The organism is Vreelandella vilamensis (assembly GCF_031451755.1).
Classification (GTDB): domain Bacteria; phylum Pseudomonadota; class Gammaproteobacteria; order Pseudomonadales; family Halomonadaceae; genus Vreelandella; species Vreelandella vilamensis.
In genome coordinates, this window is sequence record NZ_JARWAN010000023.1 from 1 (window position 1) to 25,071 (window position 25,071).

Consider the following 25,071-nt stretch of genomic DNA (forward strand, 5'->3'; position numbering starts at 1 on the left):
GTGAAACCGCTCAGCGCCGATGGTAGTGTGGGGCCTCCCCATGCGAGAGTAGGTCATCGTCAGGCACTTATCTGAAAAATCCCCCCGGGCATGCGCCCGGGGGGATTTTTTTTGGAACTTTAAAGGAATTATTTGTTGAAGCTATCAAACGCTTCAAGGGCTTGAGCAGCATAGGTAAAAGAAGGGCCACCACCCATATAGATACATACGCCTAACATTTCCATAAGTTCTTCTCTTGTTGCCCCGAGTTCCGCGACGGCTTTTGCGTGAAACGCGATACAGCCGTCGCAACGAATGCTTATACCGATAGCGAGGGCCATGAGTTCTTTGTGCTTATGTGAAAGGGCGCCATCTTGGTTTGCGCTCTTCGCCATCTGTGAAAAACCTTTAGTAACGTCAGGTATGTTTTTACCAATATCTTGCATTAAGGCTGAAAGGTCTTGCGTTGTCTTTTGCCAATCTTTATGCATCGAAAACTCCTCGTTCTTAGTACAGGCTAAATGACGAAAAGAGAGTATAAGGCATGATATTTTGTTATGGAATTAGCATATTCTTTATGGGTGATCTGAGTCAGGTTTGACTCTGCAAAAGAGTAAGTATTTGCTTGTGCCTTTCTAAAGCAGCCCATTGAATCGCCGTGCGCTCTTCATTATCGCTTTGATGGGGATCTGCGCCATGTTTTAAAAGCCTACGGGCGCTATCGATTTCATTCTGCTTTGCAGCCCAGATCAAGGCTGTCCAACCCAGTGTATCTTGATGATTAACTTCAGCATCATGAGATAAAAGGTAGTGAACCGCCGCCGGCTTTTTGCTGACGACAGCAATCATTAGGGCTGTATAGCCACTTTCATCTTTGTGTTCGATGTTTGCCCCGGCTTGATGAAGCGTTCGTAAAATTTCAATGTCACCCAGCGATGCGGCTTTGATGAAGGGAGACCAGCCGCAACTATCATCTAAATCGACTTGTGCACCGTTTTTGATAAGTTGCTCGACGGCGGCCACATCTCTTTCTTCTACGGCGCGAAATAGAGCGGTTCTGCCTAAATTGTCGCGTTCGTCAATATTGTAATTGAGCCACTGGTATACGCTAAAAAGCGCTACCAGTGCGATCAACATCGATACTATGCCGCTTATCAAAGGATAGCGCGCAAAAATGGTGGGAGAGAAAACAGGCACTATGTCTTTTCTCTTACCAAGTAACTAGCCGGATGAAGGAGCAGATACGCCAAAATAAAAATACCCACCACACCGCTTATTAAGGCCACCCAGTCAGAAGCCGTTGCGATATAGCTAAGTTGAGAGTTAGTCATCATGGGTATCCAGGCGATGGCGGAAAGTCCAACCAGTCCTGAAACAATTAATGCTCCGTTACAGCGGTAGTGGGTAATCTGATAGCCGCGTAGATAGGCTACGATGTGCAGTATGACCAGGAACACTGCGCCAGCCACTAGCCACCAGGCATAGGGCGCAATGGCGTACATCAAAATGGTTAAGGCGCCATAAAATGTCATTGCTCTCTCCTCGGTTACGCTTGGCCTTCAAGCACGGCATAGTAAGCAGGTTGCAGCATACGGTCTTTCATAACCCAGACTGCCCAGGATTCGTCTTTTGGATCGATAAACGGGAAGGAGGGCATAAAGGCGAAGTCGTCTTCATAACCAAACTCGACAAGCATTGCTTTTCCTATACCGGTAATTAGCGGGCATGACGTGTAACCGCGGTGCCGCGCAGGGGGCTCTTGACCCTGCATCACCGCGATGAGGTTTTCTTCGACAATAGGGGCTTGGGCTTTTACGCTTGCTGCGGTCTTGTTGATAGGAGCGCCGATAACATCACCGATACCAAACACTTCCGGGTAGCGTTTATGTTGCAGGGTGTGAATATCAACATCAATCCACTCACCGCGGTAAGGCCCTTCTTGAGCGATAAGGTCGCTTTGTTTGATAAAATCATGGGCGCTCATTGGTGGAACGACATGAAGAAAATCATAGTCGGAAACAACGGTCGACAAGCCTTCACGTTGGTACTCTGCTGCACGAAGCTCATGGTGTGAGGTAAATTCACTCTCGGGCCCAACGAAGGTGAATTCAGCTTGTTTTGCCTGTGGGTCCACCGCTGACAAGCGAAATTGATGCCGTATATTAACGTTTTGTTGAGTAAAACGTTCCCGTACAAAGTCATCGACCCAAGGTTGTGAAAAAAGCCCGGTACCCGGTGTCATATAATCGACATCAAAAGCCTCTCTACGTCCACTATCTTCCAGATGGCTCAGGGTAGTGAATGTCATTTTTAGTGGCGCACCAGCACATTTCACGGGTGTAGGCGCAGCCGTAAAGATACCTTTACCCCCTCCACTGTCGACCCATGTTTTGATCGCTTGACGTGTGCGTGAAGCTGCTTCGATGCTAGCGTAAACGCTACCGATGCCGTGTTGGCCGACGAGGTCAGGTGACATCCCTTCGATTAAGTGATAATTCAGCTGAATCCCGGTGGCGACAATAAGATAGTCATAACTAAGAACTTCTCCATTGGCGAGCTCAACGAGGCGGTTTTCCGCATCAACGCCAGCGGCATACTCGCGTACCCAGGTAATTCCCTGTGGCACAAATTGTGCGTTGGGCCGCATGGTTTTATCAGGGTTATTCCATACGCCTGAGGCCACCATGGTCCATCCTGGCTGATAGTGGTGCGTCTCGCGTGGTTCGATTAGCGTAATTTTACCGCCTCGCAGGCGAGAAGCTAGGCGGTTGGCCATCGCCATGCCTGAAGCACCGCCCCCCATAATGACGATGTGTGCTTGGGTGTCGACGGTGTTGGCAGATAATGGCGAAAAGAAAAGCGTGCTAGCACTGAGGCCGGCCCCTGTTTTTAATAACTGACGGCGGCTGAGTGTTACCTGGCGGTAGCTCATTGTGTGCTCCCAAAAAGAAATATGTCGTCAAAGTATTTATAGTTATATTCTTATTATTAAGTATAGGTTCACAGAGCCGTTCTGATATAGGCATTTTGTCGCAGTGCCTAAGTCGTAGAGGGTCCATGTGAAGGCCGAGCGGGAGTAAACCGGTAGAATGAGGCGGAAGGTAAACGTTACTGCTTTAAAAAATAAAAGAGCGTTGATAAAAGAGTGCTAATGAAAAAGGGCTGCCATTTCTGACAGCCCTTCACGCTCTTTATGCGAAGCGTATTTTTGCTTGGTGCTTATGGGACTATCGCGAGTCAAAGTGGGCTTTCACTCGCTAATTGGCACAGTGGGTATATGCATCAACCGGGATAATTGCGATGAGCGTCCTTCAAGCAAATCCGCCAACGTATAATGATCCAACACGGCCAGAAACGCTTTCAGTGCCTCGTTAAGGATGGGCTGTAACCGGCAAGACGGGGTGATGATGCAGGCGTTGTCCTCACGGAAACACTCCACCAGCGCCATGTCGTGCTCGGTATCCCGCACTAAGTCGCCGAGCGTGATGCTTTCGGGTGGCCGGTCTAGTGATAACCCCCCGTTTTTGCCCCGGATCGCGGTCAAATACCCCTTTTGGTTAAGTTCCTGAACAATTTTCATCAAATGGTTGCGCGAGATAGAAAACGTCTCGGCAATCTCGGTAATGGTCGCACGCTGCTCACCCTTCACTGCGAGGAAGAGCAAAACGCGAATGGAGTAGTCGGTAAAACGAGTGAGATGCATAAGGCGCCGCTAGTATGCGAAAGCCCCCATTGTACGGCGTTCACCAGCGAGGAGGAATGTTTTGCTGTGGCGTATTTACGCAGGAATACGAGGCTGATATCTTAAAAATGTATTTTAAATAAATCTTTAAAGAGACATTTATGCTCTCATCGGCACAAGAAGACATCATCGAAGCCACCGCGCCTATCGTGGCCAAGCACTTAGAAACCATCACGGCGCGTTTTTACCCGCTAATGTTTGCGCGCTACCCGCAGGTCGTGCCGCTGTTTAACCCAACGCACCAGCAAAACGGCGGCCAGCCGCGCGCGTTGGCAAAGACCGTGCTGGCTTACGTGCAGCTGCGTCAATCGCCGCAAAAGGCCCGCGAAACGCTAGAAACCGTGGTCAATAAACACGTGTCGTTGGACATTCAACCGGCGCACTACCCAATCGTCGGCGAGTGTTTGATGGCCGCGATTGGCGATGTGCTCGGCGATGCCGTCACGCCGGAGGTGGCTGACGCCTGGAGGGCACTGTACCAAGAGCTTGCGGATTTGCTGATCGAGCTGGAAGCCCAGCGCTACAGCGCTTTTGAGCAGCAAGTCGGCGGTTGGCGCGGACCGCGGCGTTTTCGTATCGCGGAAACACATCAAGAGAGCCGTGTGATCCGCTCGTTTATTCTAGAACCGGAAGACGGCGGTGCGGTGGCGGCGCACGCGCCAGGGCAGTACATTGGGGTGAAGCTTGAAATTGACGGTGAGCCGGTTTATCGCCACTACAGCCTTTCCGATGTGCCCAACGGTCGTACTTATCGGCTTTCTATCAAGCGCGAGGCGCACGGGGTAGCGAGCCGACACTTCCACGACCACCTGAATGTTGGGGATACGCTAGAACTGTTGCCGCCAGCGGGCGAGCTAACACTGGCCGGTGATGAAGAGCCGCTTGTGTTGATTAGCGGCGGCGTTGGGCAAACCCCGCTGCTGCCGATTGCCAAGCAGGCGCTTGAGCAAGGCCGCCAGGTGACGTACCTGCACGCCGCCTTGGACGCTGAGCATCACGCTTTTGCGGAAGTGATTACCGAGCTACGTAAGGCGTATCCCGATCAACTCAACAGCATCACCGTTTACGAACAGGATGACAGCGGCAACTATCAGGGGCGTATTAATCAGGCGCTGTTGGCCGATTACGTGCCGTCACAGGCGCGCTGTTACTTTGTCGGGCCGCACGGCTTTATGGCGGCGGTAAACCAAGGGTTGGAGCGCTTGGGCGTGCCGGCAGACAAACGTCACTTCGAGCACTTTGGGCCCGAAGAGGCGCTAGACGCGGCGTAACCCTGGGGCATTGTAATACTGAAGTGGCACTGAACAAGAGCGCCATCGCCGCGAGTGGCGTGGCGCTCGTCCCCTTTATCAGAGCATTCCCACGGTCATCCCAGCCAAAATAGGCGCTTCCCGCAGCGACCAAAAGGCGCGCAAAATAAAGAAAAGCAGGCTCAAGTACGCCGCTGTAATATGCAGGTGTTTGAGCATCAAATAGTGTTCTGCCACGTCTATTTCCTTCGATGATCGCTACGTTAATGATGCTGCCCGTCGCTAACCGTTCTTGCCGTCAGCACGAGCGCTGAGCAGCGGCACACTATAGTGCAAGACAAAGACGAAATAGCTTAAGCACCATAAAATGATGACCACGCTGTAGACCCAGTGGCTCGATTGTGGAAACAACCAAAGCCATACCGAGCGCAAAAGCGCGGCGAGCACAAGTCCCACGAGTGCCAAGCCAATGCCGGGCAGCGTGCGGATGACACGTCCGGTGTGGCCGAGAGAGACGCGCGCCATCATCGCCAGCATCATGGTGCCGATGCTTCCTATCGCCAAGGCGTGAAGCGCGGTTTCCACTCGCTGCCCGGTGAATAGCTGCCACGCCCACAGCAAAAGCCCCAGCGGGATAAATGCATAGCTTAAATGCAGCCCCCAAAGAAGCGGCTCGCGAACGCTTAACCACCCCCGCCAGTGCGCTAAACGCCACGCATTCGCCCCAGCGGCAATCATCAGAAGTGTAGCCAGAAGGGTATCGGCGCGCATATCGCTCAGGGTAATCAGCGTTTGCAGTAGCACCACCGCACTCATGGCGCCTAGGGTTAACTGCTCGATAACGCGGCGCGGCTCCGGCTTTTGAAATCCCAGCGTGTTCGCGGTAAAAAACGGAATCACCCGGCCGCCTACCACCACCATTAACGTGGTTATCAGAAAAATCGCCAAATGTCCGGCTTCACGTATGAGCAGCGCATCGCCTTGCATGGCGCCCCAGTGCATGGCCGCGTTTGCTAGGGTGAGAAGTAGTAACACTGGCACAAATAGCAGGTTGCGCCACATGCGCACGGCTACCACGCGCTGGGCCATCACGTAGGCGACTAGCGGTAAGAATGCCACGTCCACTAACAGCAAAAGGCCTCCGGGCAGCACGGCGTAAGCCAGCAGTAGCCGGGCGGCAAGCCACAACGCGACAAGCGCTAAAAGCGGCCCGCCCGAGAGGCTTGGACGCCCGGTCCAGTTCTGCACTGCAGTGAGCAAAAAGCCCGTGATGACGGCGCTGGCAAAACCAAACAGCATTTCGTGCTGGTGCCACCACAGCATGCCGCCGTAAGGCGTGATCCACAGGTTGCCGTGCCAAAAGCCGAGCCACACCAGCATCGCAAGTACGCTAAAAAGCGCGCCAATCAAAAAGAAAGGCCGAAAGGCCAGGCGCAGTAGCGGGACGTGTTGGGGTGGCGCAGGGTCGCTCATGAGATTTCACCTTTTGTCGTAGTCGTCGAAGGGGAAGTTGCCTGAGTGTATTGGTCGGCTTTTGGCCATTGTAATAAAGATGTATAAATAATGTATGATTTAGGTCAAGCGCATCGCGACCCAAGACGTGGCGGGGTAAAAACTGGATAATGGTGTGCAACAAGCGCGAATGCGCGCCCTCTCTTTTTTATCTATTTCAGGCCCTGCTCATGGAAATCAAAGTCAACTATCTCGATAACCTCCGGCTAGAGGCCAAATTCGATGATTTCGCGGTTATCTCCGACCAACCAATTCGCTACAAAGGCGATGGCTCGGCGCCCGGCCCATTCGATTATTTTCTGGCGTCTTCGGCCATGTGCGCAGCTTACTTTGTGAAGGTGTACTGCAACGCCCGCGATATTCCCACCGAGAATATCCGTCTGTCGCAGAACAACATCGTTGATCCGGAAAATCGCTACAAACAGATCTTCAAAATCCAGGTGGAACTCCCCGCTGATCTTTCCGATAAAGACCGCCAAGGGATTCTGCGCTCCATCGACCGCTGCACGGTGAAAAAAGTCGTGCAGATGGGGCCTGAATTCCAAATCGAAACCGTCGAGAACATCGACGAGGACGCCCAGGCGTTGCTGATGGGCGCGCCAGAAGGGGGGGCGCGCACCTATATCGAAGGCAAGGATCTGCCGCTGGAAGACACTATTGCCAATATGACCCGTATGCTGGCGGATCTGGGTATCAAAATCGAGATCGCTTCCTGGCGCAATATCGTGCCGCACGTGTGGTCGCTGCATATTCGCGATGCCGCCTCGCCGATGTGCTTTACCAACGGCAAGGGCACCACTAAAGAGAGCGCGCTGTGCTCGGCGCTGGGTGAGTTTATCGAGCGCCTAAGTTGCAACTTCTTCTACAACGATCAGTTCTTTGGCGAGGAAATCGCCGGTAGCCACTTTGTCCACTACCCCGATGAGAAGTGGTTCACGCCCGGGCCCAACGACGAATTGCCCGAGGAAATCCTCGATGAGCACTGCCGTGAAATCTACAACCCCGAAGGGGAGCTTCGCGGCTCGCATCTGATCGACACCAATTCCGGCCGGGCGGACCGTGGCATTGTTTCGCTGCCGTTTGTGCGCCAGTCGGACGGTGAGACGGTCTACTTCCCGTCGAACCTGATTGAAAATTTGTTTCTGAGTAACGGTATGAGCGCGGGCAATACCCTCGCCGAAGCGCAGGTGCAGTGCCTCTCGGAGATTTTCGAGCGCGCGGTGAAGCGCGAAATCATCGAGCAGGAAATGACGCTGCCCGATGTACCGCGCGAGGTGCTGGCTAAATACCCGCAGATACGGGAAGGCATCGATGCGCTAGAAGCCCAGGGCTTCCCGGTGTTAGTTAAAGATGCCTCCTTGGGCGGGCAATTTCCGGTGATGTGCGTGACGCTGATGAACCCGCGCACCAGCGGTGTGTTTGCCTCTTTTGGTGCGCACCCAAGCTTTGAAGTGGCGCTTGAGCGTAGCCTTACCGAACTGCTGCAGGGCCGCAGCTTTGAGGGCTTGAACGATTTGCCGCAGCCGACCTTTAACTCGCAAACCGTGGCCGAGCCCAATAACTTCGTTGAGCACTTTATCGATTCGGTAGGGGTCGTGTCCTGGCGCTTTTTCAGCGCCAAGGCCGACTTTGATTTCTGCGAGTGGGACTTCGCTGGCACCACCGAAGAAGAAGCTGCAACGCTGTTCGGCATCTTTGAAGAACTGGGTGCGGAAGTGTACATGGCGGTACACGAAGAGCTTGGCGCGCCAGTATGTCGGATTCTGGTGCCCGGCTACTCGGAGGTTTACCCGCTGGAAGACCTAATCATCGATAACACCAACAAAGCGCTTGCCTTCCGCGAGGATATTCTCACCCTGCATCGCTTAAGTGATGCTCAGCTTGAGCATCTTGTCGCGCGGCTGGAAGAGAGCGATGTCGACGAGCATAGCGATATCATCACCCTGATCGGCATTGAGTTTGACGAAAACACCGTGTGGGGTCAGCTGACGATTTTGGAGCTGAAGCTTCTGATTTATCTGGCCCTTGAGCGCCATGAAGAAGCACTGGAATACGTCGAAATGTTCCGGCAGTACAACGACAACACCGTCGAGCGTGGGCTGTTCTACCAGGCGATGCAGGCGGTGTTGGAAATCGTGCTCGATGATGAACTCGACCTAGCCGACTACTTACCCAATTTCCAGCGCATGTTTGGCGAGAACACCATGGCAGCGGTAGTGGGCTCGGTGGAGGGAAGCGAGCGCTTTTACGGCTTGGAGCCCATCGGTATGGGATTAGAGGGGCTGGAAAGGCACCAGCGCCTGATCGATAGCTACAAAAAACTCCACATAGCCCGTGCCGCCAAGGCAGGGATTGGCGTTTAGCGCTGCAACACGGGGTAGCCTAGCGTTATGATCAAGCGCTACCCCTAAAGCGCGTTAAGCGGATAAAGACAGAAAAAACAGTATCAGCGGCGGGGAGAGCAGCGACAGGATAAACCCGCTGACGACGGCGATGGGTACGCAAGCGACGCCGCCGTGTTGTTGAATCACCGGTAGAGTGAAATCCATCGAGGTGGCGCCGCCGTAGCCAATCGCTAGCGCCGTATGGCGGTGAATCATAAGCGGTATCAGGATGAATGCGAGCAGCTCACGGGTGAGGTCATTGAAAAACGCCACCCCGCCCATCAGCGGGCCTAGCTGGTCGCCAATTAAAATCGCTGAAAGTGAGTACCAACCAAACCCTGCCGCCATGGCGAGCCCCTCGTTCCACTCAAGGGCGAGCAGCGGTGCCGCCAAAAGCCCGGCGAGTAAAGAGCTTGCCGCCAAGATGAGCGCAATGGCCAGCCCCATCCGGTTGAGCAGAATCTGCTTGAGTGGCATTCCAGAGTTTCGAAGCTGACAGCCAATTAGCGCAAGCAGGGCATAGAGAGCCCACTCCGCCAGCTTATCAGCGTAATCAAAAAGTGCTTCACCCAGCCGTGGGCCAAACAGCACGCCCAAGATGACGCCCAGTGCCACCACGCCAACCAGTAACAGCGAGCCCTGCATGGCGGCGAGTTTGCTAGTGGGAGCGTCTTTGACTATCGGTGAAATGCCGGCTTTCAGCGCCATACGCTGTGAAAGCCACCAGAGCGCGGCGAGGTTAAAGGCCGTGGTGATGCTAAAGAGCAGCAGGGCGTTGCCGCCCAGTTTGGAAAGCTGTGAAGAGAGGTTCTCAAGCCCGGCGAGGCTTATGCCCATCAGCAGCAAAATCACATAAACCGAGCCATTCACTGCATGGTTGATGAATGTTTGCCAGTGAGGCCGGCGCACGGGCACTAAATACCCCAGCACCAGCGGGAGCAACACAATCAGTAAACCAGAAAGCATAATGCGCCTTAATTGCCTCCGTGCGCGCTCAGGTGGGTGAGCGTAATTTGGGTGTCGCGTTTACCGTCTTTTTGGTATATCGCTTGGAGAATCAACCCAGGGTAGTCGGCGTGGTAGCTGATGCGAATCTGACGGTCGGGCTTTTCAACATCGAACAAGACGACTGAATGGGCGTCAAACGTACCTGCGGGTACGTCGATACGTGCTTGGTTTTCGCTACCCTGGGGTAGCGAATAGTACTGAAAGAATTCATCGCGGCCGCGATGATCGACGAAAGTGACCTCGCAAGGTGCGTTCTGTGTGCAAGTTTCGCTTTCGGCGCGACGGGCGAGATCGATAATGGTTGTCTGCCTGTCCAGCGAAGAAATATCGGCTTCGCCTAGGTGGTGACGGTCACCAATCCCCAGTAACGAATAGCCGCTTTCGTACATCAGTGAGTGTGCCTGGTCTTCTATCAATGTGAAGCGACTGCTTTCATGACCCCGCGCCACGGCCACCGAGAAACGCATGTCGCTTAACCAATGGTGCCCCTCATCCACCAGGCGGTGTGTGATGGTCGCGCTGGGCCAACCACGAACCTCCAGCCGGTACTCGGCCTCAAACGGCTGCAATTCGCCGGGTGCGGCAGTGTCAGTGTTGTTGGCGCCAGCGACAGACGCGACGAGTGTTAGCCATAAAGCGCAAAAGTGAGCAATTCGCACAGCGTGTCTCCTAAAAGGGGTGGAAAGCGCGCTTACGATTGCCCCAAAACTGAAATCGCGCGATCAAGCCTTTTTTGCCAGATCGCGAAGGGCCGCGCTTTCTTCAACGGTATAGTCGCTTTCACCCTCTTCCAGGGCGGTAACGTGAGTGGGAAAGTGGCGAAGCGCTTCACGCACTCGGGCAGGCGCGTTTTCGGTTTGCGCTAGCGTTGCCGTTTGCAATTCGCCGCCTTTCACCAGAGGCGCGAGTAGGGCTTCACCGTCAAGGCCGGTCTCATCACGCAAGGCGATGACATCACCACAATAGCGCCCTTGGGCGTCTTGGCGGCGATACACTTGTTTGCGCGAGGGGAGGTTAACTTTGCCGGTCGAGTATTTTACGCGAGGTTGGCCTGCATATTCGACCAGTTTGTAGGAAAGATCAATCACCGGTGCATCGGCAGAGACGCCCATTTGCGTGCCAACACCAAAGGCATCAATTGGCGCCTCATCATTGATAAGCTCGGCGATGCTATGCTCATCCAAACCGCTGCTGGCGATGATTTTGATTTCGGAGTGACCCGCGTCATCGAGTAAGGCGCGGGCACGCTTGGCGAGATCGCCTAAGTCGCCTGAATCCAAGCGTACCGCGCCGACGGTGAGCGATGGCTCTTCACGCAGCAAATCAATCACCCGCTCAACGCCGGTTATGGTGTCGTAAGTGTCCACCAGTAGTGTGGTGTTGGCGTAATGGCGGGCAAAAGCGCGGAAGGCATCGCGCTCGTCATCGTGGGCCAGAATGTAGCTGTGGGCCATGGTGCCATTAAGGGCCAGGTCATGACGTAGCCCGCCAAGCACGTTGCTGGTGCCGTGAAGCCCGGCGGTTTTATAGGCGCGTACGCCGCGGACGGCGGCATCAATGCCATGCATACGACGCATACCGAAATCCACCACGGGGTGATCGCCCGCAGCCCAGGTAATACGCGCGGCTTTAGTCGCCAAGGTGGTTTCCAGCTGCACCAAGTTCATCACCAGACTTTCAAGAAGCTGTGCTTGTCCAATCGGCGCATCGACTTCGAGCAGGGGCTCGTTGGGGAACAGCGGGGTGCCTTCTGGAACCGTCCAAATATCGCCCTCGAAGCGCCAATTCGCCAGCCAGTCGAGAAAGCCTGTGTCGAACATTTGCGTGTTTTTTAGCCGCTTAATAGCGGTGTCGTTGAAACGCAACTGGCTTAGCATCGCCGCGGCGTGTTGTTGCCCGCAGGCCAGAATAAAACGCCGTGAGGCGGGCAGCTTGCGAAAGAAGAGGCTAAACGTGGCCGGCGTTTCGTGCAGCGACTCTTTCCAATAGGCCTGGGTCATCGTCAACTGGTAGAGATCCGTTAACAGTGCCAGTTCTTCGTCGGCAACATTTGGCGTTATGAGTTCGCTCATGTGCGTACCTCCGCACCGGCATCCTGCATTTCACGGCGGCAACCGTTGATAGCTTCGGGGTCAGCCGCTGCGGATAACGATTCCAATAGCACTGTGTTAAAGCCTTCGCGGCAGGCGGCTAATACCGTCGCGTGAACGCAAACATCCAACGCAAGCCCGCAAATCACCACGCGCTCCACGCCTTTTTCGCGTAAGTATTCCCCCAGCCCCGTACCGTCAAACGCTGAATAGGCATCGGCATTGAAGGCCGTGGCTTTGCTGAGACGAATCACTTCGTTAGGCAAGGTAAGCTCAGGGTGGAAAGCCGCCCCCGGTGTATCTTGTACGCAATGAACGGGCCATGGCCCACCGCGGTGATCAAAGCTTACGTGATCAACCGGGTGCCAATCGCGGGAGGCGACAACCATAGCACCCGCATCACGCGCGGCGCCGATTTCGGCGTTGATACCGGGCACCAAGGCGTTGCCGCCGTCAATGGCAAGCGCTCCGCCTTCACAGAAATCGTTTTGCATATCGACAACCAGCAGCGCGTCATTGTGGTGATAAGTCGTGGGTGTTTTCATCTCCGGTCAATCTCCTTGGCCTGTGCTTAAGTGGACGATCTTGACGGCGTGAGACAGTCTCAGCACTGTCATGTTTCGCCTCTCTGTACGTCTATGTAGCTTATACGTTATATGGCGTCGTCGGCGTGTCGATTCAATAGCCGTCGCTGGGGTTGATCGTTGTCACGGGGTCGCCGGCCTCAAAGGCGCGCAAATAGGCAATCACTTGATCTATCGCGGCATGAAGCGGGGTAGGAGCCGACATATGCGGTGTGATTATCACCTTCGGGTGTTGCCACAACGGGGCTTCTTGAGGCAGCGGCTCCTCGGCGAATACATCAAGTATCGCACCACGCAAATGGCCCAGAGAGTCGTGGTTGCCAAGCGCCGCCAGCAGTGCGCTTTCATCAATTAATGTGCCGCGGCCAGGGTTAATCACGCTGGCGCCTTCGGGCAGCTGGGCTAGGCGTTTCTCGTTGATGATCCCGCGCGTCTCTGCGGTGTCCGGTAGCAGGGTGACCAGCGTTTGGGCTTGGCTAAGCACTGTGACTAATCCGTCATCACCGTGGTGGCAGCTAACGCCGTCGATTTGTTTGGGCGAGCGGCTCCAGCCAAGGACAGGAAACCCAGCCTCGCTGAGCGTTTCGGCGACATGAGAGCCAATGGCGCCAAGTCCCAAGATACCCACTGGCCACCGTGACTTTTCCATGACGGGATGAGGCCGCCAATGCGCTTGGGCTTGCTGATTGGCGTAGCGGTCGAAGCTGCGGTAGAAGTGCAATACGCCGTATAGCACGTAATCGGCCATCAGTTCGCCCATGCCAGCATCGCGTAGTTTGACGATCGGCACGTCTTGCGGGCGTCCTGGTGAGCGCAACAGGTGATCGACCCCGGCGCCTAAGTTGATGATGGCTTTAAGCTGGGTCTGTTCGCGCAGCAAGTGTTCAGGTGGCTTCCACGCCGCCAGGTAATCGGCGTTTTGACGCGCCTTCTCCGGTGCCTCGCTGGTGATGACGTTGGCCTCGGGAAACGCCTCTGATAGTGCCTTGCGCCACTGTTCGGTTTCGCTTTCAATGTGCACGACAATTTTCATTTTAGCCCTCTTTGGCTCGGGGTTAGTTAGCATTAAGACTTACGCTATCACGAGTGAATGCACTTTTTGTCATAAAGGCTTTGACCGGTAGCCAAGGAGTGGTGCTAGTATCGGCTCAAGACGACATTGGCGGGCCTACAACGGTGATAGTCAGGGTCGATTATGTGGTCCGAAAAAGCGACGCTTGTCGCTTTTTCGGTTCTTGATGATCTTTAACGGCGAGTAGCCTAATGACTGAGGTATCCCTGCCTTTCACACGCGAAGAGTACGCGAATCGGCTGTGGAAGGTGCGCGCTGAAATGGCGGGTCGTGGCATTGACGTGATTATCGTGAGTGACCCCTCAAACATGGCCTGGCTGACCGGCTACGACGGCTGGTCGTTTTATGTGCATCAGTGCGTTCTGGTGGGCCTTGAAGGCGAGCCAGTATGGTTTGGTCGCCGCATGGATGCCAATGGCGCGCTGTTGACGTGCTGGATTGATCCAGAAAATATTACCTACTACCCGGATTATTACGTGCAAAATCCGGACATGCACCCGATGGAATACCTGGCACAGTCGATCATGCCCGACCGCGGCTGGCACGAGGGTGTCGTGGGCATGGAAATGGATAACTATTACTTCACCGCCAAGGCGTACCAAAGCCTGCTGCGCGAATTGCCCCACGCCAGTTTTATGGACGCCAATGGGCTGGTCAATTGGTGTCGGGCGATTAAATCGCCCCAAGAAATCGCTTACATGCGCACGGCGGCGAAAATCGTTGAGGGCATGCACTCGCGGATTTTGGAAGTGATCGAACCGGGGTTGCCCAAAAGCAAACTGGTTTCCGAAATTTACCGGGTGGGTATCGAGGGCTACGTGGATGACAAGGGCCAAGTGTTCGGCGGCGATTACCCGGCGATTGTCCCCATGCTGCCCACTGGCAAAGACGCCGCTGCCCCGCACTTGACCTGGGATGATTCGCCGTTTCGTAAAGGTGAGGGCACGTTTTTCGAAATTGCCGGCGTTTATAAGCGCTACCACGCGCCAATGTCGCGCACGGTCTTTTTGGGGACGCCGCCCAAAGACTTTCTGCGAGCTGAATCCGCTCTCTTGGAAGGTATCGAGAACGGTCTCGCCGTGGCGAAACCTGGCAACCGTACGGCGGATATTGCCATGGCGCTGGGTGCCGCGATGGATAAATACGGTTTTGACCGTGGCGGCGCGCGTTGCGGCTACCCAATCGGCATTTCTTATCCCCCCGACTGGGGCGAGCGCACCATGAGTCTGCGCCCGTCAGATGAATCTATTTTAAAACCGGGCATGACGTTTCACTTTATGCCCGGCTTATGGGTGGAAGACTGGGGCCTGGAAATTACCGAGAGCATTCTGATCACCGAGGATGGCTGCGAAACGCTGGCGAATTTCCCCCGCCAGCTATTTGTTAAATAGCGCAAGCACCACCGAGACACGCAAGGAACCTCTTATGAGCAAGCGACCTAGCCCGATTTCCGCCACTGTTGATTTTGACGCCGATGGCGTGCAGCACGGTTTTTTGAAACTGCCCATCTCCACCGATGAATCGGCCTGGGGTGCGGTGATGATTCCGGTCACCGTGGTGAAAAATGGCGATGGCCCTACGGCACTTTTAACCGGTGGCAATCACGGCGATGAGTACGAGGGCATCACGTCGCTACTAAAACTGTCTTCAACGCTGAAAGCGGAAGACGTCACTGGGCGAGTGATTATCGTGCCATGCATGAACACCCCAGCGGTGATGGCGGGCAAGCGCACCTCCGGGCTTGACGGCGGTAACATGAACCGTAGCTTTCCTGGCGACCCCAACGGCAATGCTACCGCTCAAATCGCCGACTATTTTACCCGCGTACTGGTGCCGATGAGCGACGTGGTGCTAGATTTGCACTCTGGCGGGCGCACGCTGGATATCCTACCGTTTGCCGCCTCTCATGTGCTGGAGGACAAAAATCAGCAGCAGGCCGCGCTTGAAGGTGCCAAGGCATTTGGTGCGCCCTACGCCATGGTGATGTTTGAGCTCGACGCGGAAAAGCTCTTCGATACCGCTTGCGAGCGCCAGGGTAAAGTCTTTGTCGCCACCGAGCTTGGCGGCGGCGGCACCTCGACGCCCGAAAGCATGGCGATTACCCAGCGCGGCGTGCGTAATTTCCTGATTCACTATGGCTTGGTGGCGGGCAAGGTCGAGATGCCAGAAAGCGGGCAAGTCTATCTTGATATGCCCGATGCTAGCTGTTATGTGCAGAGTGAGCATTCGGGTGTTTTAGAGATGTTGGTGGCGTTGGGTGATGAGGTAAAAAAAGGCCAAACGATCGCCTATGTGTATGACATGAGCCGCAGCGGCACTGAGCCGGTGGCCTACCGCGCTGAGCGTGATGGCGTGCTGATGGCGCGTCGTGCGCCCGCACTGATTAACATGGGCGATACGCTTGCGGTGATTGCTGACGTGGTGGAGCGCCTTAACGCTTAGGCGTTTTCGTATTCACCATGATCAAACTCGACCGATACGACGTCAAAATTCTGGAAATTCTTTCCCGCGACGGGCGGATCACCAAATCCAAGCTCGCCGCGGCGATTAATCTTTCCGTCAGCCCCTGCTGGGAGCGGGTCAAGCGGCTGGAGCAGGCAGGCATTATTCAAGGCTACAGCGCGCGCATCGACACCGAAATACTGGTGCCGCGCAACTTCGTGTGGGTACAGATTGAGCTGAAAAAGCATAATGCCGATAGCTTTAAGGCCTTCGAAGCACTGGTCATGCAAACCCCGGAGGTGACAGAGTGTGTTGCCGTAGGCGGTGGGGTGGATTACTTGGTGAAGTTTGAAGCGCGTTCGATCGACAGTTACCAACGCCTGATGGATCAGTGGCTGGTGTCAGAGGTGGGGATCGAGCGCTATTGCACGTATATCGTGACCAAGACAGTTAAGCAGTCTACCCCCGCTGTTGTCGCCGAAGATTTCTTGTGATTCTTCGCCGCTAAATTGAAACGAATGGTTTGGCTAGAGGGTGAGTTTGGCAAGAAGCTTAGTTTGGCTAGAGGCTTAGTCAACGCCAATTCAGCGTTTCATTGGCCTAAGATGGACAGGAAAACTTATTCACTGATTGGCCCAGCGAAATACCTGCCTTCTCATTAAACGCTGAGGTAAACCGGTTGAGGCTAGCCGGGTAAAACAAACAGTGCGGAAATCAGTACGAAAAAACGTTTTTTAACAGTCCTTTAAAGCAGTCTTTTAAATAAATCGCCTAACGCAGAGAGAAACTAATGTCTTATTTCACCATTGCCGGTGTTCAAATGCATGCCCTGCACCATGGCGACAATACCGAAGCCATGCGTCATCGAGTTGACGCACTGATGACCCGCTTTCCTCAGGTTCAGATGGTGCTGTTCAGCGAATTGATGCCCATGGGGGCGTCACCGCACCACGCGCAACCCTTACCTAGTGATACCGAGGCGATGTTTTGCCAATTAGCCGCGCATCACCATATCTGGTTAATTCCCGGGTCGATGTTCGAGCAAGTGGGCGAGCACATTTACAACACTTCTGTGGTGATTAACCCCTTGGGTCAGGTGGTGGCGCGTTACCGCAAAATGTTCCCTTTCCGTCCCTTCGAAGCCGGAGTGGAAAGTGGCAGTGAGTTTGTTGTTTTTGACGTTCCACACGTGGGACGTTTTGGGATATCGATTTGCTACGACATGTGGTTCCCGGAAACGACCCGCACGTTGGCCGCGATGGGTGCCGAGGTCATTCTGCATCCCACCATGACCGATACCATTGATCGGGATCTGGAGCTTTCCATCGCTCGCACCAACGCAGCGCTCAACCAGTGTTACTTCTTCGATATCAATGGTGCTGGCGCCTTGGGCAATGGCCGCTCGATTGTGTTCGGGCCTTCTGGTGACGTCATTCACCAGTCAGGCGCTGGTGAGCAAGTGATACCCATCGAGATCGATCTGAACCGGGTGAGACGCGAACGCGAGAGAGGCCTGCATGGACTTGGTCAGCCGCTCAAGAGCTTTCGCGACTGCAAGGTGAACTTCTCCCTCTATGCCAACGAAGGCGGCTCTTCACCTTTTTTGGATACCTTAGGACCGCTTGCCAAACCGGTGCGTAACGACCAAGACATCTTCTAGGAGGTTGTTTAATTTGACCGATCATCACAAGAAGCATGGATTTCGCGCCAAATTGATAAACCTGTTTAGACAAGCAGTGTGTCTTTTGACTCACCGTTTAGCTGATACTAACGACACGCGGTCACCAGTAGCCGTTACCGAAGGAGCGACAACAATGACGAAAATATCTTCCATTGCAGATGTTCGACGACATTTTCGTAACAATAAAGAGCCGGTTTATTTCATTTCAGCGACCAACTTTAATCTCCTGGGTATCGGTGATTGGGTCGGAGGCTTTCGCCACATTAACTACATCGACTGCTTTGAAGGCAAGCAGCGAAATGTCTTCGTGCCTAAGGAAAAGTTCCCCCGCGATTTCGAGGGCATCGAAGACATCAACAACTATCTGCTCGAACACAAAGAAGTGATTAATTTTATTCAATCACGCGCCGACGGCGACAATGCCGGGGTGGCCGCGTTTTTGATGTTTGACCAGCACACCGAAGAAATCTGTAAGCAATTGGGGCTGCGGGTTGCCTTTCCGCCGGCGGAGTTGCGCCAGCGAATGGATAACAAAATTGAGACGGTACGTATCGGCAACAAAGCCGGAGTGCCCAGCGTTCCCAATGTGCTGGCTAAAGTGGGCAGTTATCAAGAGCTCGTTGAGGTGAGTAAAGAGCTTGGCAATGACTTGGTGGTGCAGACCGCGTTCGGTGATTCCGGTCATACCACCTTCTTCATCGCCAACGAAGAGGACTACTACAAGCACGCCGAAGAGATCGAAGCCGAGCCCGAGGTTAAGATCATGAAGCGCATCAATTGTCGCGGTTCGGCCATTGAAGCGTGCGCTACGCGCTGCGGCACGGTGGTCGGCCCCTTGATGACCGAGCTTGTCGGGTTCAAAACACTGACGCCCTACAAAGGCGGTTGGTGTGGCAATGAAATGTTTGCCGGAGCTTTCAGTCAAGAAGTGCGTGATCTGGCGCGTGAGTACACCTTCAAATTCGGTGAAGCCCTGCGTGAAGAAGGCTATCGGGGTTACTTCGAACTCGACTTCCTGATCGACATGGACACCAACGATGTGTACCTGGGTGAGCTTAACCCCCGCGTGACCGGGGCGAGCTCCCTGACCAACGTGGCGGCTTTTGCCCACTCTGATATACCGCTGTTCTTGTTCCACTTGTTGGAATTCTCGGAGGTCGACTTCGATCTGGATATCGACGACATCAACGAACGTTGGGCACACCCCGAAAGCGTTGATAGCTGGAGTCAGCTGGTGATCAAGCATACCGATGAAAGTGTCGACTTACTGACCCAGGCGCCAATTACCGGGGTATGGCGGATGAGCGACGATGGCGAGATCGCCTACGATCATTACAGCTATCACCCGCATGCGGCGGAAAACGAGCAGGAAGCCTTCTTTCTGCGCATCAGCGGCGCCGGTGACTTTCGCTATGAAGGGGCCGATTTGGGCATCCTGATCACCCGAGGCCGGTTGATGGATGATGACTTCCAGCTGAACGAGCGGGCCAAAGCATGGATAGACGGCATTCGTAAGCAGTACACCGGGCAGGCGTTACAGGACCCTGTGGTGGAGGAAGTTGCCGTCAGCCATGCCATCGGCGGTGGCAACTTCAAGATTCTGTGAGCATGGACGGCTACAGAGCCGCAGGGCGAGCGCCAAGTGTTGAACTTGATAAAACACTGACGTTCCGCACAGTGCATGAAGAGGTGGCGGGTCCCAAATGGCAATCGTTGTTTCATTACCATTGGCCCGCCTACGAACCTTGGTATCTGGCCGAAGGAGAACGCGAGCGCCCCTCTTACCTTCAGTGTTACAACGCCTTGCGTCTCCACATGCCGGAGTTGCTGGGCACTTACCACACCTTGTGCGAGTTGGCCGGTGGCGGCGATCTCTCGTCACGGCTATTAAGCCTTTACCGGCCGCCGCCGTACATCACCGGCTGCTCCCAGGCGGTGTTGGCAAGCCCAACCTCCACTGTGTTAGCGCGTAACTACGATTATCCGCCTGAGCTTTGCGAGGGCACCATTCTCTACACCCGTTGGAATCAACGTCGGGTGATTGCGATGTCGGATTGCTTGTGGGGCGTGCTAGACGGCATGAACGATTCAGGGCTTGCGGTTTCGCTGGCATTCGGTGGGCGCAAGGTGGTGGGAGATGGCTTCGGCGCGCCGATCATCCTGCGTTACATTCTTGAATTCTGCGATACGGTGCCAGAAGCAGCGGCGGTGCTGGCACGGGTGCCGACGCACATGGCGTATAACATTACGGTGGCGGATGCCTGCGGGCGCTATGTGACGGCCATGATCGCGCCGGATCGTCGCGCCAGCATCCGGCGGGTGGCGGTGGCCACCAATCATCAAAAGAAGATCGAATGGTACGCCCATGCACTGGCCTCGGAAACCTTGATTCGCGAGCGTCAACTGTCGATTCTGGTCGATGACGAAGCCACCACCGATGAGCGCTTGGTGGCGGCTTTTTCCGCCCCGCCTTTGTTTCGTCACGACTACCGGCGCGGCCTAGGAACGGTGTATACCGCCGTGTATCGCCCCAACGAAGGCCGGACGCAATTTCGATGGCCAGGCATGGCACTGGATTTGACCTTTGAGGCCTTTACTGAAGAGCAAATCACCGTGCGTTACGGTTCACGCGGCCTGCACAGTTGATTGAGAAGTACAGTCGAGTGAGAAGTACAGAAGTACAGTGGGTTAGGAAGTACAGTTGATTGATAAGCACTGCTGTCGAAACCAGTGCCTTTACCAGATAAAAAACGATAAGGATGGTGTCGTCATGCAAGAGAGCAATCCTACCGAAACGTCTTACACTGCCCTGGGCTTTTATCACAAGATTTCCCAGTTGCGTTCCGATACGTGGAATGCGCTCAAGCGTGACTTAGGTATTTTAGTGCGCCTTGACGGTGACAGCAGCGCTAAAAACCTGATCAAGGCGGTCGACGTTAAATTAACCCGCCTAGAGATCATCGAGGATTATCACGCCTTTCCCTCCAAAGAGGATTTTCGCTACCTTTGGGCGCTGTTTCATCGCGGTGAATATGCGCTGCTGGACAAAGTGGTCAAGCGCCTGGTACGAGCGCTGATTAGCGAGTCTTATCGGCGCCGTCATGTGGATCTCTCCGAGACCGATGCCGGGGCCGAAGACATGGAAACGCTTGATGCCCTCAATCAGCTTAGGCGAGGCCACCCAGCGTCCAATAGCTCGGCACAACCGTATTTTGAGCTGTTGATCGTCGATAACCTTTCTAACCAGGAAGAGGAAGTGGTGCGCGAGGCGTTCCACAATATGCGCCGCCCCGAGGACCGCTTTGTCTATGACGTGGTGACGGTAAAAAGCTTCGAAGATGCCTTGATTGCCATACTGGTGAATCCCAATATCCAAGCCTGCCTGATTCGCTACGAGTTCCCTTACAAGTCGAAGTACAACCTCAGTGCGCTGCGTAACTATCTGGAAGGCCTCTCGGAAAAGAAGCTGGAACACCAGACCGAAGCTGAGCGCAGCATTCTTCTCAGTTCAATGATTCACGAGCTACGCCCAGAAATTGATCAGTTTCTGGTGACCAGCGGCGATGTCGAGGCCACGGCAAGTAAAGACATTCAACATTTCAACCGCATCTTCTACCGTGAAACGGATTACATCGAGCAGCACCATACGATCCTGCGCGCCATCGATAACCGCTACCGCACGCCGTTTTTTGATGCCTTGCGTGAATACAGCAAGAAACCCACCGGGGTCTTTCACGCCATGCCCATCTCGCGGGGTAAGTCGGTCACCCGTTCCCACTGGGCGGGGCATATGATTGACTTCTACGGCATCAACATTTTTTTGGCGGAAACCTCGGCGACGTCCGGCGGGCTCGACTCGCTGCTGCAACCCTACGGGCCAATCAAGAAGGCGCAAGAGTATGCCGCTCGGGCGTTTGGCGCGCGGCGCAGTTTCTTTGTTACCAACGGCACCTCCACCGCGAATAAGATTGTGGTGCAGGCGTTGATCAAGCCGCGGGACATTGTGCTGGTTGACCGCGACTGCCACAAGTCACACCACTACGGCATGGTGCTGGCCGGTGCCCACGTCAGTTACCTGGATTCCTATCCACTCGACGACTACTCCATGTACGGCGCGGTGCCGCTGCGTGAGATCAAAAAGACCCTGCTTGCCTACAAGCGTTCTGGCGAGCTGCATAAAGTGAAGATGCTGCTGCTGACCAACTGCACCTTCGACGGTATCGTTTATAACGTACGCCGGGTGATGGAAGAGTGCCTGGCGATCAAGCCGGATTTGGTCTTTCTGTGGGATGAAGCCTGGTTCGCTTTTGCCGGCTTCAACCCCACGTATCGCCCGCGCACCGCCATGAACGCAGCGAGCACCTTGCGCTATCGTTACCGCAGCGATCGCTATCGCGAGGAGTACAACGCTTGGAAAGCGGAGTTCGACAAGCTCGACCCGGAAGACGACGCCACCTGGCTCGATCAACGCTTAATGCCCGACCCGGATCTAGTGCGCATTCGCACCTATGCGACCCACTCGACGCACAAGACGCTGACTTCTTTGCGTCAAGGCTCGATGATTCATGTTTGGGATCAGGACTTCCGCCAGAAGGTGGAGTCTTCCTTCCATGAAGCCTATATGACCCACACCTCGACCTCGCCCAATTATCAGATTGTGGCGTCGTTGGATGTGGGCCGTATGCAAGCCGAAATGGAAGGTTTCGAGCTGGTGCACGCGCAGGTCGAGACAGCACTTTCACTGCGCGAGCAGCTTTACAATCACCCCTTGTTGCAGAAGTATTTCCGCGTATTGAAGAATAGCGACATGGTGCCTGAAGCTTACCGCGAGTCGGGTGTCGAGTCTTACTATGACCCGGTGACCGGCTGGAACAAGATGGAAGAAGCCTGGGCACACGATGAGTTTGTGGTTGACCCAACCCGTGTGACGATTGCCATTGGTAACACCGGTGTCGATGGCGATACCTTCAAAAACGAATATCTGATGAATAAGTACGGTATTCAGATCAACAAGACGTCACGCAATACCGTGTTGTTCATGACCAATATTGGGACGACGCGCGGGTCGATCGCCTATCTGCTGGATGTGTTGATGAAACTGGCTAAGGAGTTCGAGTATCGCTTGGAAGACAGTAGCCGCCCCGAGCGCAAGATTATCGAACAGCAGGTGCATTCGTTAAATCATGAACTGCCGCCGCTGCCGGATTTTAGCCGCTTTCACGATGCATTCCGGCCCAATCCCGAAACGCCCCAGGGCGATATTCGCACCGCCTACTTCCTCGCCTACGACGAAGAAAATACCGAGTACTTGCGCTTCGATAATGGCAAATTGCAGGCGCAGATGCGTGAAGGGCGCGACGTCGTCTCAGCAAGCTTCGTGATCCCTTACCCGCCAGGTTTTCCGGTGCTGGTGCCAGGGCAGGTTATTAGCGAAGAAATTCTGTACTTCCTTCAGGCGCTTGATGTCACCGAGATCCATGGCTATCGGCCGGAGTTAGGGCTGGTGGTCTTTACCGAGGAGGCTTTGCTTAACCCGGCTGACGGCTGAAATAACGCCGCCGCCAAAAAAAACCACGTTAACGTGGTGTTTGACAAAAAAAGTGCCGCTTATCGGGCGGCCTTTCAAAAGCACTTCGTGTGCTTTCTCCCTTACCCTGAACACATCAAAACGCAAACGGCCACGCTGGCCGTTTTGTTTTTTTGCTCGCATTGAAAACGGTTTCGCAGCGCCCGATTCGCGCTGGCGTTCAGGGGAGGTTCCCATGACGACATTATCCACAACACTCGCAAAGCGCCTGGAAGACCCACGTCTTTTCCGTCAATACGCCTACGTGAACGGCAAATGGACCCATGGCGAGGGCGGCCGTGAAGAAGCGGTAACCGACCCGGCGACCGGTGAGGCGCTGGGCCACATTCCGTGGCTTGAACCCGAGCAAATTACCGCCGCGGTGGATGCCGCCGAAGCCGCTTTCGTCCACTGGCGTGCCCTGCGCGCCGACGAGCGCTGCGAACGTTTGCTTGCCTGGTATGACCTGATTCAAGCTAACCGCGAAGACCTGGCCATCCTCATGACGTTGGAGCAAGGCAAGCCACTGCCGGATTCGCGCGGCGAGGTTCAATATGGCGCCAGTTTCGTGCGCTGGTTCGCTGAAGAGGGCAAGCGCACTTACGGCGAGACGATTCCAAGCCCTATCCCCAACGCGTCACTCGGCACCATCAAAGAGCCAGTCGGCATTGCCGCGCTCATCACGCCGTGGAATTTTCCGCTGGCGATGATTACGCGCAAAGCCGCCGCCGCCTTGGCCGCGGGCTGTCCGGTGATCGTCAAACCCGCCAACGAAACGCCGTTCTCCGCGCTGGCGTTGGCCGAGCTTGCCGAGCGCGCGGGTATTCCAGAAGGCATCTTTAACGTGGTGCTGGGCGACCCGCCCGAGGTATCCAAGATTCTGTGCGCCGAGCCGCGCATTAGGGCGCTCTCGTTCACCGGTTCCACCCGTGTCGGGCGCATCTTGATGGAGCAAAGCGCGCCTACCGTTAAACGGCTGGCATTAGAGCTAGGCGGCGATGCGCCCTTTATCGTCGGGCCGGATATGGACCCGAAAGAGGCAGCGCTCGCAGCGGTGGCGGCTAAGTTCCAAACCGCCGGGCAAGACTGCCTTGCCGCAGACCGCATTTTAGTGCACGAATCAATCCACGATGAATTCGTTGAGCACTTTGCCGAGCGCATGTCAGCGCTAACCGTGGGTAACGGCTTGGAAAGCGAAATTGACCTCGGCCCGCTGATTCACGGCCAAGCGGTCGAAAAAGCCGCGGGCATTGTCGATGACGCCATTTCCAAAGGCGCGACCTTAGTGGCCGGCGACCAAAGCCAAGCACCGGGCCCTAACTACTTCATGCCGGTGTTGCTCACGGGCATTACCCGCGACATGCGCCTGTGGCAAGAAGAAAGCTTTGCGCCCATTGCGGGTATCACGCCCTACGCTGACGATGATGAGGTCATTGAGCTTGCCAACGATACCGAATATGGCCTCGCTGCCTACGTATATACCCACGATATTCGCCGTATCTGGAAGCTTCTGCGCGCGCTGGAATTCGGCATGGTGTCCGTCAACTCGGTGAAAATGACCGGCCCGCCGGTACCCTTTGGCGGCGTGAAACAATCCGGCCTTGGTCGTGAAGGCGGCAATTGCGGTATCGATGAGTATCTGGAAACCAAATACTACTGCTTAGGCGCGCTGGGATCGGTTTCCGGTAGTTAAACGAGATACGCGTTTGAGGTTGTAAAAGCCCAATTTATCGGGCAAACCCACACCTTATCGCCCAATGA

At 54.9% G+C, this 25,071-nt stretch carries 23 protein-coding genes; 10 read left to right on the top strand and 13 right to left on the bottom strand.

Annotation, left to right across the window (positions count from 1 at the left end):
* Positions 1 to 128: 128 nt before the first annotated feature.
* The 5 genes from QC823_RS12910 to QC823_RS12930 all read right to left on the bottom strand — a co-directional run bounded on the left by QC823_RS12910 (position 129) and on the right by QC823_RS12930 (position 3,682).
* On the bottom strand, positions 129 to 470 hold the full coding sequence (locus tag QC823_RS12910) for a carboxymuconolactone decarboxylase family protein (protein ID WP_309656765.1): 342 nt from the start codon (positions 468 to 470) through the stop codon (positions 129 to 131).
* Between the two features lie 100 nt (positions 471 to 570).
* A complete protein-coding gene (locus QC823_RS12915; RefSeq protein WP_309656766.1) occupies positions 571 to 1,176 on the bottom strand; it encodes an ankyrin repeat domain-containing protein in 606 nt (201 codons plus the stop codon).
* Entirely contained in the window at positions 1,176 to 1,511 is a 336-nt protein-coding gene (locus tag QC823_RS12920) for a hypothetical protein (RefSeq protein ID WP_309656767.1), read from the bottom strand. The genes QC823_RS12915 and QC823_RS12920 overlap by 1 nt, the downstream gene beginning before the upstream one ends.
* A 14-nt stretch (positions 1,512 to 1,525) precedes the next feature.
* Positions 1,526 to 2,911 (bottom strand): NAD(P)/FAD-dependent oxidoreductase, encoded by a 1,386-nt coding sequence (locus QC823_RS12925; protein WP_309656768.1) that lies wholly within the window; start codon positions 2,909 to 2,911, stop codon positions 1,526 to 1,528.
* A gap of 318 nt (positions 2,912 to 3,229) precedes the next feature.
* Positions 3,230 to 3,682: an Rrf2 family transcriptional regulator gene (locus QC823_RS12930; RefSeq protein WP_309656769.1), complete on the bottom strand. Its 453-nt coding sequence runs from the start codon at positions 3,680 to 3,682 to the stop codon at positions 3,230 to 3,232.
* Between the two features lie 140 nt (positions 3,683 to 3,822).
* Between QC823_RS12930 and hmpA the strand changes: the two genes are divergently transcribed.
* Positions 3,823 to 4,992, top strand: a complete 1,170-nt coding sequence (gene hmpA, locus QC823_RS12935) for an NO-inducible flavohemoprotein (RefSeq protein ID WP_309656770.1) — start codon at positions 3,823 to 3,825, stop codon at positions 4,990 to 4,992.
* A 78-nt stretch (positions 4,993 to 5,070) separates the two neighbouring features.
* On the opposite strand, the gene QC823_RS12940 is transcribed toward hmpA, so the two are convergent.
* Positions 5,071 to 5,208 carry a SirB2 family protein gene (locus QC823_RS12940; protein WP_309656771.1) on the bottom strand — a complete coding sequence of 46 codons (138 nt, stop codon included), beginning with the start codon at positions 5,206 to 5,208 and terminating at the stop codon, positions 5,071 to 5,073.
* A gap of 45 nt (positions 5,209 to 5,253) precedes the next feature.
* Positions 5,254 to 6,444: an NnrS family protein gene (locus QC823_RS12945; protein ID WP_309656772.1), complete on the bottom strand. Its 1,191-nt coding sequence runs from the start codon at positions 6,442 to 6,444 to the stop codon at positions 5,254 to 5,256.
* Between the two features lie 209 nt (positions 6,445 to 6,653).
* On the opposite strand from QC823_RS12945, the gene QC823_RS12950 reads away from it, so the two are divergent.
* Positions 6,654 to 8,846, top strand: coding sequence for an OsmC domain/YcaO domain-containing protein (locus QC823_RS12950; protein WP_309656773.1), 2,193 nt, complete (start codon positions 6,654 to 6,656; stop codon positions 8,844 to 8,846).
* A gap of 54 nt (positions 8,847 to 8,900) precedes the next feature.
* On the opposite strand, the gene QC823_RS12955 is transcribed toward QC823_RS12950, so the two are convergent.
* The 5 genes from QC823_RS12955 to QC823_RS12975 form a co-directional block, all read right to left on the bottom strand.
* The gene (locus QC823_RS12955) at positions 8,901 to 9,833 is read right to left on the bottom strand and encodes a LysO family transporter (protein ID WP_309656774.1); all 933 of its coding nucleotides are present in this window, start codon (positions 9,831 to 9,833) and stop codon (positions 8,901 to 8,903) included.
* Between the two features lie 8 nt (positions 9,834 to 9,841).
* Positions 9,842 to 10,534: a hypothetical protein gene (locus tag QC823_RS12960; RefSeq protein WP_309656775.1), complete on the bottom strand. Its 693-nt coding sequence runs from the start codon at positions 10,532 to 10,534 to the stop codon at positions 9,842 to 9,844.
* Between the two features lie 63 nt (positions 10,535 to 10,597).
* A complete protein-coding gene (locus QC823_RS12965; protein ID WP_309656776.1) occupies positions 10,598 to 11,947 on the bottom strand; it encodes a nicotinate phosphoribosyltransferase in 1,350 nt (449 codons plus the stop codon).
* On the bottom strand, positions 11,944 to 12,510 hold the full coding sequence (locus QC823_RS12970) for a nicotinamidase (RefSeq protein WP_309656777.1): 567 nt from the start codon (positions 12,508 to 12,510) through the stop codon (positions 11,944 to 11,946). The genes QC823_RS12965 and QC823_RS12970 overlap by 4 nt, the downstream gene beginning before the upstream one ends.
* A gap of 133 nt (positions 12,511 to 12,643) precedes the next feature.
* Positions 12,644 to 13,582: a 2-hydroxyacid dehydrogenase gene (locus tag QC823_RS12975; RefSeq protein WP_309656778.1), complete on the bottom strand. Its 939-nt coding sequence runs from the start codon at positions 13,580 to 13,582 to the stop codon at positions 12,644 to 12,646.
* Between the two features lie 230 nt (positions 13,583 to 13,812).
* On the opposite strand from QC823_RS12975, the gene doeA reads away from it, so the two are divergent.
* The 7 genes from doeA (at position 13,813) to QC823_RS13010 (ending at position 23,292) form a co-directional block, all read left to right on the top strand.
* Complete coding sequence (doeA, locus tag QC823_RS12980; protein ID WP_309656779.1) at positions 13,813 to 15,012, top strand: ectoine hydrolase DoeA; 1,200 nt, start codon at positions 13,813 to 13,815, stop codon at positions 15,010 to 15,012.
* Positions 15,013 to 15,046: 34 nt separating this feature from the next.
* Positions 15,047 to 16,063 carry a N(2)-acetyl-L-2,4-diaminobutanoate deacetylase DoeB gene (gene doeB / locus QC823_RS12985; RefSeq protein ID WP_309656780.1) on the top strand — a complete coding sequence of 339 codons (1,017 nt, stop codon included), beginning with the start codon at positions 15,047 to 15,049 and terminating at the stop codon, positions 16,061 to 16,063.
* Positions 16,064 to 16,080: 17 nt separating this feature from the next.
* Complete coding sequence (locus QC823_RS12990) at positions 16,081 to 16,557, top strand: Lrp/AsnC family transcriptional regulator (RefSeq protein WP_309656781.1); 477 nt, start codon at positions 16,081 to 16,083, stop codon at positions 16,555 to 16,557.
* Positions 16,558 to 16,853: 296 nt separating this feature from the next.
* On the top strand, positions 16,854 to 17,723 hold the full coding sequence (locus tag QC823_RS12995; protein WP_309656782.1) for a carbon-nitrogen hydrolase family protein: 870 nt from the start codon (positions 16,854 to 16,856) through the stop codon (positions 17,721 to 17,723).
* Positions 17,724 to 17,877: 154 nt separating this feature from the next.
* A complete protein-coding gene (locus QC823_RS13000; RefSeq protein WP_309656783.1) occupies positions 17,878 to 19,350 on the top strand; it encodes a biotin carboxylase in 1,473 nt (490 codons plus the stop codon).
* 2 nt (positions 19,351 to 19,352) lie between these two features.
* Positions 19,353 to 20,390: a C45 family peptidase gene (locus QC823_RS13005; protein ID WP_309656784.1), complete on the top strand. Its 1,038-nt coding sequence runs from the start codon at positions 19,353 to 19,355 to the stop codon at positions 20,388 to 20,390.
* A gap of 124 nt (positions 20,391 to 20,514) precedes the next feature.
* Positions 20,515 to 23,292, top strand: a complete 2,778-nt coding sequence (locus QC823_RS13010; RefSeq protein ID WP_309656785.1) for an aminotransferase class I/II-fold pyridoxal phosphate-dependent enzyme — start codon at positions 20,515 to 20,517, stop codon at positions 23,290 to 23,292.
* On the opposite strand, the gene QC823_RS13015 is transcribed toward QC823_RS13010, so the two are convergent.
* Positions 23,239 to 23,523: a hypothetical protein gene (locus QC823_RS13015; protein WP_309656786.1), complete on the bottom strand. Its 285-nt coding sequence runs from the start codon at positions 23,521 to 23,523 to the stop codon at positions 23,239 to 23,241. The two genes, QC823_RS13010 and QC823_RS13015, sit on opposite strands and share 54 nt — an antisense overlap.
* Here QC823_RS13015 and QC823_RS13020 point away from each other — a divergent pair.
* On the top strand, positions 23,507 to 25,003 hold the full coding sequence (locus tag QC823_RS13020) for an NAD-dependent succinate-semialdehyde dehydrogenase (RefSeq protein ID WP_309656787.1): 1,497 nt from the start codon (positions 23,507 to 23,509) through the stop codon (positions 25,001 to 25,003). The two genes, QC823_RS13015 and QC823_RS13020, sit on opposite strands and share 17 nt — an antisense overlap.
* Positions 25,004 to 25,071 lie beyond the last annotated feature (68 nt).

Coding starts and splice junctions, on each gene's coding strand:
- QC823_RS12965 (WP_309656776.1), bottom strand. CDS start 11,947: ATGAGCGAACTCATAACGCCAAATGTTGCCGACGAAGAACTGGCACTG.
- QC823_RS12990 (WP_309656781.1), top strand. CDS start 16,081: ATGATCAAACTCGACCGATACGACGTCAAAATTCTGGAAATTCTTTCC.
- QC823_RS12930 (WP_309656769.1), bottom strand. CDS start 3,682: ATGCATCTCACTCGTTTTACCGACTACTCCATTCGCGTTTTGCTCTTC.
- QC823_RS13000 (WP_309656783.1), top strand. CDS start 17,878: ATGACGAAAATATCTTCCATTGCAGATGTTCGACGACATTTTCGTAAC.
- QC823_RS12995 (WP_309656782.1), top strand. CDS start 16,854: ATGTCTTATTTCACCATTGCCGGTGTTCAAATGCATGCCCTGCACCAT.
- QC823_RS13010 (WP_309656785.1), top strand. CDS start 20,515: ATGCAAGAGAGCAATCCTACCGAAACGTCTTACACTGCCCTGGGCTTT.
- QC823_RS12945 (WP_309656772.1), bottom strand. CDS start 6,444: ATGAGCGACCCTGCGCCACCCCAACACGTCCCGCTACTGCGCCTGGCC.
- QC823_RS12950 (WP_309656773.1), top strand. CDS start 6,654: ATGGAAATCAAAGTCAACTATCTCGATAACCTCCGGCTAGAGGCCAAA.
- QC823_RS12925 (WP_309656768.1), bottom strand. CDS start 2,911: ATGAGCTACCGCCAGGTAACACTCAGCCGCCGTCAGTTATTAAAAACA.
- QC823_RS12970 (WP_309656777.1), bottom strand. CDS start 12,510: ATGAAAACACCCACGACTTATCACCACAATGACGCGCTGCTGGTTGTC.
- QC823_RS13020 (WP_309656787.1), top strand. CDS start 23,507: ATGACGACATTATCCACAACACTCGCAAAGCGCCTGGAAGACCCACGT.
- QC823_RS12920 (WP_309656767.1), bottom strand. CDS start 1,511: ATGACATTTTATGGCGCCTTAACCATTTTGATGTACGCCATTGCGCCC.
- doeA (WP_309656779.1), top strand. CDS start 13,813: ATGACTGAGGTATCCCTGCCTTTCACACGCGAAGAGTACGCGAATCGG.
- QC823_RS13005 (WP_309656784.1), top strand. CDS start 19,353: ATGGACGGCTACAGAGCCGCAGGGCGAGCGCCAAGTGTTGAACTTGAT.
- QC823_RS12910 (WP_309656765.1), bottom strand. CDS start 470: ATGCATAAAGATTGGCAAAAGACAACGCAAGACCTTTCAGCCTTAATG.
- QC823_RS12955 (WP_309656774.1), bottom strand. CDS start 9,833: ATGCTTTCTGGTTTACTGATTGTGTTGCTCCCGCTGGTGCTGGGGTAT.
- doeB (WP_309656780.1), top strand. CDS start 15,047: ATGAGCAAGCGACCTAGCCCGATTTCCGCCACTGTTGATTTTGACGCC.
- hmpA (WP_309656770.1), top strand. CDS start 3,823: ATGCTCTCATCGGCACAAGAAGACATCATCGAAGCCACCGCGCCTATC.
- QC823_RS12975 (WP_309656778.1), bottom strand. CDS start 13,582: ATGAAAATTGTCGTGCACATTGAAAGCGAAACCGAACAGTGGCGCAAG.